Below are 11,700 nucleotides of genomic sequence, written 5' to 3'. Positions count from 1 at the left end.
TCCAAACCAAACGTCAACGAGAGGAGAGGTTCATGCGACATATGACGCTTGCTGCAGCTCTGCTGCTTCTCGGCCTCAATTCTGTCGCACTCGCGCAATCGTCGGGCGATCATCAGGCTCATCATTCCGATGAGAAGGAAGCGCCTGCGGCCAAGCCGGCCGCTTCGCCGGATGGACGGCGCGGCATGAGGCATGGCGGAATGATGGGCGGCAATATGCCCATGATGGACATGATGCGACGATCCGGAGACGGAATAGGTGGCATCGAGCCCATCGATCACGTTGAAGGACGGATCGCCTTCCTGCGTGCCGAACTCAAGATCACCGATGCGCAAACTGCCGCTTGGAACGCATTCGCCGAAGCGTTGCGTGCGAACGCGAAGGCCCTGGGCGAGCTGCGTGCCGCGATGATGCAGGACTCGACGCAGCTGGGCTTGGTCGACCGTCTCACGCAACAGGAGAAGTGGCTTTCGGCGCGGCTCGAAGGCACGCGGGCGATCAGGTCGGCGTTGGTCAATCTCGTCGGTACGTTCTCGGACGAGCAGCAAAAGGCTGCCGACGAACTTCTCACGCCCCACACAGGCATGATGCCGATGATGTCAGCCATGCGAGGTGGCCGGCCGAGCATGCAGTGCGAGAGGTGACAGTCTTCACTGCTGCACGCAGGCCAATTCCAGGCTCATCGCGGCTTGCGATCTGACGGCAGCCCTTGCTCGATGCTTTGAAACCGCAGCGGTGCGAGGGCGACGGCGCGTTCCCACCAGTCCGTCACACGTTCGTCGAGCGGGGTTCTGCCTCGGCCCTTGCCGGGGATGATCCTGATGCCCCTGACGGCTTCGGCCTGATAGCAGCGGGCGAGGCGGGTGATCTTGATGACGATGCCGGCCCGGCCGCGCTTGGTCAGCGCGACCAGCAGGCGGCCGTTGCGGCGCAGCGATTCGATCCACAGCGGATGCGGATGATTGAAGCCGGCATGGACGATGATCACATCGGCCGCGCCGCCCACGTCGTTGCAGCCGTCGCCGTGGATTACCTCGATATTCTTGTATCGGCGGAGATTGGCGGCGGCACGGCCGGCCAGCGCCTTGTTACAGTCGATGGCAAGCACCGTGCCTTGCGCGCCGACGATCCTGGACAGGATCGCCGAATAATACCCAAGCCCGCAGCCGATCTGGACGACGCGCTCTTTTTCCTTGACGTCGAGCGCATCGAAGAAATGCGCCCACAGGCTCGGAAGCCCGGTGTCGAGCTTGCGCCGTTCATCGATTGCCACCAGCACGTCGTCATAGAGGTGAACGGGATCCGCATCCGCGGTGGAGCTGTAGCCGCGTCCGGCCTCGCGACGGATGCGCCAGGGGCCATCGCCGGCAAAGTGCTCGCGCGGTACAGTGGCGAAAGCCCGCAGCACCCGCGCCGACGAAATCTGTTCGCGTTGCCCGATCGCTTTCGCGTAGCGTCGTCTTGCGGCCGCCAGATCACTCATCCCGCCCGGTGAAACCCCGTCTGGTCGGCCCACGGATGCTGCCTTGATGGGTTCGCGCCGAGTTCCTCCATCAAATTCCACGCCTCCTTCAGGTCCGGCGTGCGGAAGCCTTCGGCGAACTGCGCCGTGACCGGCACAAGCAGTTCGACGGCCTGCTCGCGCTTGCCGGCATCGCGCCAAAGGCGCGCCAGGCTGACGACCGATCGCAATTCCCACGCAAGCGCGCTCTGCTGGCGGGCCAGCTCGATCGAACGGCGGAACAGCTCCTCGACGTCGTCGGCCACAGCTAACCCGCCTTGGGCAAAGGTCGTTTCACCCTGCAGGCGATAGACCTCGGCGAGGAAGAAATGGTCGCCGGTGCGCCTCGCAACCGCCAGGGCGCCGTCCAGCGTCCGCAGCGCCGCTTCCAGCTGGCCGGCTTTCGCATAGGCAGTCGCGAGCAGGCTCCTGAACCAGCAGCTCGCCAGCCAGGCGTCCATGGCTTCATAGCCCTCCAGTCCCACCCGCATCTGCTTCAGCCCTTCGTCGATCTCGCCGAGTTCGGCCATCGCCCATGCGCGCAGGATGCCTGCCTGCTGCTTCCAATGCTGGAAGCCATGATCCGACGAGACCACCATGGCGCGGTCGGCATAATTCATCGTCCCTTCGACGTCGCGCAGGTGCTGGCAAAGATAGGCGCCGAACTCGAGGGCGAAGGCGAGCGTGAACGGATGACGCAGCTGTTCCGCGTTGACGATCGCATCCTCGCTGTGCTGGCGCGCCGCATCCGGACGGCCGAGAAACCACTGAAGATATCCGAGGTAAGACAGCGAGACGACGCCGGGATCGATACCGTGCCGTTCGGTCAGTTCACCGTGCAGTTCGGGCGTGTAGAGCCCGATGCAGCGCTGCAGATGATAGTGCGAAGCCGCAAATCGCCCGCGATAGAGCATGGTCATGGCGATCGACCTGTGGGCCTCGATCAGATATCCGGCCTGCTGCTGCATCGATTGCGCGGCTGCGTTCGGGCGTACCCGCTTTGCGAACTGCAGGAGCTCGACGCTGAGATCATGGGCGCGCTTCAGATCGGCGCGGATGAAATGGTACACCCAAAGCCCGCGGGTCGCCGCGAACACATTTGCCTCATCGTCGAGCTGGCGGCCGAGCTCGAGCGCCTGAGCGTAGTTTTCCTCGACCTCCTGCGCGGCGTAGCCCTTGGCGGCGATCAAGGCGTTGCCCAAAGCGGTGCGAAGCTCCAGCTCCATTTCATCGCGTCGCATCATCTTGGGATGGCTTTGGGTGACGCCGAGGCCACGCCGGAGATGGCTGATCGCTTCCAGATTGGCGCCCGCTTTTGCGGCCTGCTTGCCCGCTTTCAGCCAGAAACCAACGGCCGGTTCGGCCTGGCCGGATTCGGTCAGGTGATAGGCGAAAAGCTCGGGTTCGCGCTCGGTGCGTTCCGGATAGATCTCCGCGATCACCTCCGCGATCCGCGAATGCAGCCTTCGTCTTTCGCTGTGCAGGAGGCTCGAATGCGCCGCGTCCTGGATCATCACGTGCCTGAAAGCATAGATCGCATCCGGTGGATGACCGCGGCGAACGATCAGCCCCGCTTGCTCGAGATGATCAAGCGCCGCCTCGATCTGCTCCGCCGGCGCTTCGGCGACCGCGCGAAGGATCTCGTAGGAGAATTCCCGGCCGATCGTGGCCCCAATCTGGGCGATCTTCTTGAACGGCCCCATGCGATCGAGGCGCGCCATCAGCGAGTCGGTGAGGGTGGCCGGGATCGAGAGTTGGCGCCATGGTCCGGTGAAGACGTAGCGGCCATGCCGCTCTGTGAGCAGGTCGGATTCGATGACGGCCTTGGTCAGCTCTTCCAGGAACAGCGGCACGCCGTCGGTTCTGACGATGATCTCCTCGACGACTTCCCTCGGCAGCTCCCGCCGGCCTGCGACCCGCTCGACCAATGTCGTCCGCAGTTGCCGGCTGAGCCGGTTGAGCGTCAATGCCGTGATGTGACGATGCGCATTCCAGCTGGGCTTGAATTCCGGGCGGCAGGTGACGATCACGAGGATGGCCGCGTTCTGAGCCCGCGCCACCAACAGATCGAGCACTTCCCGCGAGGTAGGATCGATCCAGTGGGCGTCTTCCAGCGCGATCATCAATGGCCGGTCGCGCGCAAGCCCGACCAGATGGTTCACCAGCGCGGCGACCGTCACATCCTTGTGCTGCTGCGGCGAAAGCTCCGGCAGCGCATGGCGATCGCCGGTCGAGATTGACAACAATGCCGCAAAGATCGGCACGACCTGCTGCACATTGCCCTTTGCGGCGGTCACGGCCGCCTCGAGGCTTGAAAGCGCCAGCACCGAGGAGCCTTCGCGGTCCAGTCCGATCGCGAATTTGAATTGCTCGATAAACGGATAGAACGCAGTGCCGGTGTAATAGGGAGAACACTGGAACGACAACTGCCCGTGATGCTCGCCGGCGACGCGCTCGTGAATCTCCTGGAAGATACGCGACTTGCCGATTCCAGGCTCGCCCGACAGCAGCACGACCTGGCCATGACCCTGCTTGGCCTGTTGCCAGCGTCGCATGAGCAGGGCGATTTCTTCCTGCCGGTTGACGAGCGGCGTCAATCTTGCGCCCATCGCCGCGGCGAAGCGCGTTTCCGTGCGCGCGCGCCGGACCACGCGCCAGGCCTGGACTTTTTCGGATATCCCCTTGAGCGCGTGAATGCCGAGGTTCTGGTAATCGAACTTTCCCCTCAACAGGGATTGCGTCGAGGATGCGATGACCACCCCATTGACGGGGGCCAGTGGCTGCAGCCGGGCGGCGAGGTTCAGCGTTTCGCCGATGGCGGAGTCGCGCTCCTCGGTGCCCTGTCCGATCAGGTCTCCAACGACGGCAAGGCCGGTCGCAATTCCGATACGAACCGCGGGCCTGTAGCCGGACGTCCCTCGCTGCTCGCCGGCTTGCGCCAATGACAGCGCCTCCACGATCTCAAGCCCGGCGCGCACGGCACGCTCGGCGTCGTCCTCATGCGCATGCGGATAGCCGAAATAGATCAGGATGGCGTCGCCGATATAGCGCGCGGCGAAACCGTCATAATGCTTCACGATCCGGACGCAGGTCTCCCTGAAGCGGGAGATGATGTCGCGCACGTCCTCGGGATCGAACTGCTCGGAAAGCGAGGTGGAGCCCACCATGTCGCAGAACATGGCGGTGAGCTGACGCCGCTCGGCGGCATTCCCCGTTCTCGGCAGGACGCTGCGACCCGCCACCGGATTGTTCGCCCGTGCGATCGGGACGAGCGAACCGATCGCACGCTGCAGGCGCCTGCGATCGCCCATCGGCAGGCCAAGCTTCGCCAGATCCTCTTCGGTCAGATCGGGGATGACATCGAGGCCGATGCGGTGCTGGATGAAAAGATCGCCGTATTGGCCGAGGCCTATCTCCTCAAGCCAGTGCTTCAAGCCATCTGTCGTTTCAGAACTCGGCTTATTCTCCGGCATCATTATTCGTCGGGCTGCATCTCAGCAGAAAGGACGTGTCTCCGTCCGGTTACGTACATTTTGGGGACTTTTGCCCGACCTTGGTCTGGACGGATTTGCGAAGTTCGAGAACAATAGCGCAACTCGAGCAAAAAGGCACGAGCTTGTCGGACACCGCAGCCACACCGTCGCAGGGATCGGCCGGCAGCAGCACCGGAGGCCAGGCCCTTTCGTGCATTCATGCCTTTTCGTGCATCGGCGAAATCCTTGATTTCTATTCCCGCGACGCGCCCGATCGGCCCGCGGTGCTTGCTCCCGGGCGCGGCGCGGTGACCTATGCCGAGCTTGCCACGCGCACCAGTGATACTGTCCGTCAATTGCGTGGGTTCGGCATCGCCCAGGGCGATCGCGTGGCGCTCGTATTGCCGCGGGGCGTCGATAACGCACTGGCCCTGATTGCGGTAGCAACGGCAGCCGTCTGCATCCCGGTCAATCCGGACCTGACCGGGGATGAATTGCAGCGCTATTTCAGCGAACTGGAGCTTGCCGCCCTCGTCACGTCGGCGGAAACGGGCCCCGCAAGCCGGGCCGCCGCGCACGCGTTGGGGGTTGCTGTGATCGATCTGTCGCCCCGGGCCGGCCAGGGTCTTGGCGCCTTCGAATTGGCAGGCTCGTCGGTTGGGCCTGCCATTGTGGGCGGGGCCGCGCGCGGAGAGGATGATGCCTTTATCCTGCTGACCTCGGGCACGGCCTCCCGCCCTAAAATGGTACCGCTGACCCATGCGAGCGTGTGTCTTTCGGCCTACAATGCCGCGGTCGTCTTCGGGCTCGGTCCGCAGGATCGCCTGCTCAACATGCTGCCGCTGTTTCATGCGCATGCCCTGATATCGGGCCTGCTCACCGCGCTCGCGGCCGGATCGAGCGTGATCTGCACCGCGGGCTTCGACCCCGTGTCCTTCTTCACCTGCCTGAAGGACTTGAAGCCGACCTGGTATACTGCGGTGCCGACCATCCACCGCGCGCTGCTGTCGGCTTCAGAGCATGACACAGAGATGACGCGGGGGTCTTCGCTGCGCATGATCCGCTCGGCATCGGCGTCACTCCCCCCCGCCATCCTGCAGGGACTGGAAGCGCGGTTCGGCGTGCCCGTGATCGAGATCTACGGCATGACGGAAGGCGCATCCCAGATCGCCGCCAACCCTCGTCACCGGCGCAAGCCGGGTTCGGTCGGCCTGCCCGCCGGTCCCGAGATCGCGATCATGGACAATGAAGGCCGCCGGCTGCCGGCCGGCGAGCGCGGCGAGATCGTGCTGCGTGGCCCGACCATCTGCCGGGGCTATTACAACGATCCCGAGGCGACCAGATCTGCCTTCCGGGATGGCTGGTTCAGGACCGGCGACCTCGGCTATCTCGACGCCGACGGCTATCTCTTCATCGTCGGCCGCATCAAGGACGTCATCAACCGCGGCGGGCAGAAGATCTCGCCGCTGGAAGTGGAAGAGGCGTTGCTGAGCCATCCCGATGTGCGCGAGGCCGGCGTCTTCGGAATTCCGCACCAGAAGCTCGGCGAGACCGTCGGCGCAGCGATTGTGCTGCGGCCGCGGTCCGGCGCGACGGCGCATCAGCTTCGGCAGTTCGCGCGGCAACGGCTCGCCGCCTACAAGGTGCCGAGCCTGATCCGCATGGTTCAGGCGTTGCCGAAAGGGGCGAGCGGCAAGCTCCAGCGAAGCGCGCTTGTCGAACTGGTGTCGGCCGGACCGGCGAGCGAGGACAGCGAACACAAGCGTTTGCCTCGCTCCGAGTTGGAGCGGCAATTGGCCGAGATCTGGGCGAGGCTTTTGGAAGTGGAGCAGGTCGGCGTCGATCAGGACGTCTTCGCGCTGGGCGCGGATTCGCTTGCGGTGACGCAAATGCTGTCGCGCCTGCGTGAACAATTCGGCACCGATCTGTCGTTCAAGGACATTTTCGACGCGCCGACGGTCGCTGAGCTTGCCGGGCGGCTGCAATCGCGCGCGGCGGGACGCGACGTCGCGCTGCCGCACTGGCGCAAGACCGTGGCGGAGTCAGGCCGCGCGACGCTCTCTTTCCAGCAGCAGCGGATGTACGTCCTCACGCGGCTGGATCGGACTAAATACAATTACAATGTCGTCGAAGTGGCGCGCCTGTCTGGCAGGCTCGACCTCGCCGCGTTCGAGGCGAGCATCGCAGTGCTTTGTGAGCGGCATGAGGTCTTGCGTTCGACCTTCTCCGAATGGCTGGGCGAGCCGGTGCAACGCGTGGAGGCTGCAGGGCCACGGGTCGAACATGTGGACCTGAAGGGATACGCAAAGGGTGAGCGCCAAGCGGCGATCCGGCGCGAAACACTGAAACTGGCGCACTACCAATTCGATCTCGAACATGAACCTCCACTGAAAGCCAGGCTGTTGCACTTCAGCGCGACCGATCATGCGCTGCTGATCAACATCCATCACCTCGTCACCGATGGCTGGTCCCAGCGGTTGTTTTGGCAGGAGCTTCAAGCGCATTATGCAGCGAGCCGGGAGAGACGCGCGGCCGCTCTATCTCCGCTTGCTTTCCAGTATCGCGATTTTGCTGCATGGCAGCAGGATTGGGCGGCGACGCCGGCGGCGAAGGAGCAGTTGAGCTATTGGCGCAGGCAGCTCGACGGCGTCACCACGCTGCCGCTGCGGACCGATCGCCCACGCCCACAGATCTGGAGCGGTCGCGGCGCCCGGCATTACATCGAACTGCCGCAAGGCCTGTCGGCGCCGTTGAGATCGCTGAGCCAGGCGAAAGGCGTCACGCCGTTCATGACGCTGCTCGCGGCGTTTCAATGCCTGCTCCATCGCTACACCGGGCACGAGGATGTCGCGATCGGCTCGCTGATCGCGAATCGCAACCAGATCCAGACCGAACGGCTGATCGGGCTGTTCGCCAATACCGTGATCATGCGCACCGACTGCGCCGGCGATCCGACCTTCGGCGAACTGCTGCGGCGGGTGCGGCAGGTCACGCTCGATGCTTATCGCAACCAGGATCTGCCGATCGAGGAGGTGCTGCGGGCGCTGCAGGTGTCGCGCAGCCGCGACGGCAATCCGCTGTTTCCGGTGATGTTCATCCTGCAGAGCGCTTCGATCGAGGCGGCGACGTTTCCGGGATTGTCGACCCAGCGCCTCGAGATCGATCCGCAGATTTCGCGCTTCGACATCACGCTCGAGCTGGTCGAGACCGACGGCCGTTTTTCAGGCTTCTTCGAATACAGCACCGATCTGTTCGATGCTTCGACCATTGCGGGAATGGCGATGCATTTCGATCGGCTCCTGAAAGCAATCATTGCCGATCCCGGGGAGCGGATTTCGCGGTTCCCGCTGCTGTCGCCGGTGGAGCGGCGTCAGGCGCTGGCGGATTGCGGTGGGGGCGAAACCGATTTCAGTGCCTTCGATCTCTGCGAACGGTTTGACCAGCAGGTCGCGCGTGCGCCGGAGGCGATCGCAGTCTCCGCAGGTGAGGTGCGTCTCAGCTACCGTGAGCTTGCCGATCGCAGCGCGGCGATCGCTACGCGGCTCGCGCACGAGGGAATCGGCGACGAGACGGTGGTGGCACTATTCGCCGAGCGAAGCCCGGATTTGCTGGCTGCGATCCTCGCGGTCCAGCGCGTCGGGGCGGCTTTCCTCTGCCTGGACCCGGCCCAGCCCGCCGCGCGGCTGGCCGAGATTCTGGCATCCAGCGGCGCGGCTTTGCTCTTGGTCGGAGCAAGCTGCTCCTCGTCGCTGCAGGACGTGCTTTCCCGCTCGCCCATTCCGCTGCGCATGCCGATCATCCACCTTGAAGGCCTGGGCAGCGCGGCCGCCCATCCGGCAAAGCCGGCGCGACGCCCGCCGTCGAGTCTCGCCTATGTTATCTACACCTCGGGCTCCTCGGGGACGCCGAAGGGCGTGATGATCGAGCAGCGGGGATTGTCCAATCATCTCGCGTCCCTGATCTCCGAGCTTGGCCTGTCGTCCGCAGATGTCATCGCGCAGACCGCGCCGCAGAGTTTTGTGATCTCGGTCTGGCAGTTTCTCGCCGGTCCCGTGGCTGGCGCGTGCGTTCACATTTGCGCCGACGAGATCGTGCGCGATCCCGAACTGCTGGCGCAAGAGATCGAGCGGGCGGGCGTGACGGTCCTGCAGATCGTGCCGTCGCTGCTGCGGGCTATCCTTGAACAAGCCGATGAAGCGCCGGCGATGCGCGTCTTCTCCCGCCTGCGCCTTCTGATCTCGACCGGCGAGCCGCTCGCCGTCGATCTCTGCCGCGCCTGGTTCGGGCGGTTTCCCGAGGTGCCCCTGGTGGACGCCTACGGCGCGTCGGAGTGCTCCGATGACGTCGCGCTCCATCGCCTTACCAAGCCGCCGGCGCTCGCGACCAGCGTTCCGATCGGCCGCCCGCTACCCAATGCACGCCTCTATGTCCTCGATCCGCATCTGCAGCTGGTGCCGGCCGGGATCGTGGGTGAGCTCTGCGTCGGCGGCGCCGGGGTCGGACGCGGCTACATCAATGATCCCGGCCAGACAAATGCGCGTTTCCTCCGCGATCCGTTTTCGCAAGATGCGGACGCACGTTTGTATCGGACCGGCGATCTCGCCCGGCGCCGCGCCGACGGCACGATCGAGTGCCTCGGTCGCATCGACGATCAGGTGAAGATCCGCGGCTATCGGATCGAGCTGAAGGAAATCGAGCATGTTCTGCTCGATCATCCGGATATCCGCGCCGCCATCGTCGAGCCGCGCGGTGAAGCCGGTGGCGAGACCCGGCTGGTCGCGCACATCGTTGCGGCCCCGGACAGCCGCCCGGATGCCGGTGCGCTGCGCGATTTCCTCAAGGGCAGGCTGCCGGGCTACATGGTGCCCGCGGCCTTCCTGTTCCTCGAACGCATTCCGCTGAACAGCCACGGCAAGGTCGACCGTGTCGCGCTGAGGGGAGCGTACCATTCCGAACCGAAGAGCGCCGGCGTGACGGCGCCGGCGCGGCGCGGCACCGAAAAAGCGCTGACCGATATCTGGATCGAGCTGCTGAAAGTCCCCAGCATCGGCGTCGCCGACAATTTCTTCGACCTTGGCGGCCATTCATTGTTGGCGGGTCAGGTGATGGCGCGCGTTGCGCGGGCCTTCGGCGTGTCGTTGCCGATCAAGACGATCTTCGAAGCGCCGACGGTGGAAGAACTTGCGCGGCGCATCGACGATGCCTTGGCAACGAAACCGCAGCATATTCTGCCTGTTATTGCGGATGTTGCTGACATCGGTCCGCGCCTGCCGTCGATCGCGCAAGTCCAGATGCTCGGCGTCGAGCGCGAACTCTCGGGGCTCCCCCTGTTCAACCTGCCCTTTGCGCTGCGGCTGCAGGGGCCGCTCGATCTTGCCGCACTGAAGAAGAGCCTTGGTGAGGTCATGCGTCGCCACGAGTCGCTGCGCACCGCGTTTGGCTGGGATGGCGACGAACCCGCGGTCGTGATCACGCCTCCCGGCAAGCGTGCCGCGCCATTGACCGTCGAAGATCTGACCGCTCGCGGGCCGTCGAGCGACAAGCGCGCCAGCCAACTGCAATTGAGGAAGGCCAAGCTCCGCGCCGAGCAGGAAGCCCGGACGTCGTTTGACCTGACGCGCGCGCCGCTATGGCGGGCGCACCTGTTGCGACTGGGACCGGACGACCATGCGCTGCTGCTCACAATCCACCACGCCATCGCCGACGGCTGGTCGATCGGAATCCTCTTTGACGAGATCTCGCAGCGCTATGCGGCGCTCGTGGATCGACGATCGGCACCGGCGCTGGAACCGGCCTTGCCGTTCTCCGATGCGGCGCGCCGGCAGCGCGGATGGTGTGGCACGGATACGGCGGCGCGGCAGGCCGGCTATTGGAAAGAGAATTTGCGCGGCGTTGCGCCGGTCTTTCGCAATGCTGCCGACGTCGCGCCGGCCCCACCGAGCGATCATCAGCCGGTGCGCTTGTCGGGCGATCTGGTCGCAGCGCTGACCGCCTTCGCGAGCCGGGAGAGCGGCACGCTGTTCATGGCGTTGTTGACCGGTCTGAAGACCCTGCTGGCGATGAAAACCAGCCGCGATGACATTTGCGTTGCCACCGCGATGGCCAATCGCTCACGGCCCGAGACCGAGCGTGTGATCGGACCGTTCGAGAACACCGCAATCATCCGCACCCGCATCGACCCGGGACTTTCGTTCCGGCAGGCTTTCGCCCGCGTGCGCGACAGCGTTCTCGAAGCCCATGCCAGACAGGAATTGCCCTTCAGCATCCTCGCCGCGCGGCTCGCGGAAGCGGGCATCGATCCGGCCTCCCTGATCCAGGTTTACTTCACCTTGCAGAATCCGTTGCGCCAGCCGCTGAAGTTACCGGACGTGAAGATACGCGCGCTCGGAAGCGCCTACCGCGAAGGGCAGCCCGTGCTGCCGGTCAATCAGACCTGGCTCTCGCTGATGCTGAAGGAGCGGCCGACCGGCATCACCGGTTCGTGCAGCTACAAGCGCGAGCTGTTCGGGCACCACGTGATTCCGCAATGGATGGAAGATCTTGTTGTGATCCTCACGCGTGCTGCAGCGCAGCCCAATGCACCGCTGCAACGTTTGCTCCGTCGCCGCGCCGCATGAGACGCGCGGGCGTCGATTACTTCAGGCTGCAACGACTGAGAAAACTACCTTGATTATTTTCCGCTTCGCGAGCAACATTGTTCTCGCGCCTGACAAGGGGTCGCGGGAA

The 11,700-nt window shown here is 64.6% G+C and carries 4 protein-coding genes; 2 read left to right on the top strand and 2 right to left on the bottom strand.

Annotated features, from left to right (window positions below; genetic code table 11):
* Positions 1 to 32: 32 nt before the first annotated feature.
* Entirely contained in the window at positions 33 to 644 is a 612-nt protein-coding gene (locus tag K288_RS0112265) for a Spy/CpxP family protein refolding chaperone (protein ID WP_027579817.1), read from the top strand.
* A gap of 35 nt (positions 645 to 679) precedes the next feature.
* On the opposite strand, the gene K288_RS0112260 is transcribed toward K288_RS0112265, so the two are convergent.
* Together K288_RS0112260 and K288_RS0112255 are read right to left on the bottom strand one after the other, a co-directional pair.
* Complete coding sequence (locus K288_RS0112260) at positions 680 to 1,483, bottom strand: methyltransferase domain-containing protein (protein ID WP_027579816.1); 804 nt, start codon at positions 1,481 to 1,483, stop codon at positions 680 to 682.
* Positions 1,480 to 4,974: an AAA family ATPase gene (locus tag K288_RS0112255; protein WP_027579815.1), complete on the bottom strand. Its 3,495-nt coding sequence runs from the start codon at positions 4,972 to 4,974 to the stop codon at positions 1,480 to 1,482. Before K288_RS0112255 ends, K288_RS0112260 begins: the two co-directional genes overlap by 4 nt.
* A 143-nt stretch (positions 4,975 to 5,117) precedes the next feature.
* Here K288_RS0112255 and K288_RS0112250 point away from each other — a divergent pair, with 143 nt between their 5' ends.
* The gene (locus K288_RS0112250) at positions 5,118 to 11,591 is read left to right on the top strand and encodes a non-ribosomal peptide synthetase (RefSeq protein ID WP_027579814.1); all 6,474 of its coding nucleotides are present in this window, start codon (positions 5,118 to 5,120) and stop codon (positions 11,589 to 11,591) included.
* Positions 11,592 to 11,700: the final 109 nt, after the last annotated feature.

It is taken from the genome of Bradyrhizobium sp. Ai1a-2, assembly GCF_000426245.1.
Lineage (GTDB): Bacteria > Pseudomonadota > Alphaproteobacteria > Rhizobiales > Xanthobacteraceae > Bradyrhizobium.
Note: the sequence above shows the minus strand (reverse complement) of the source record. Positions and strands in the feature narration are given on the sequence as shown.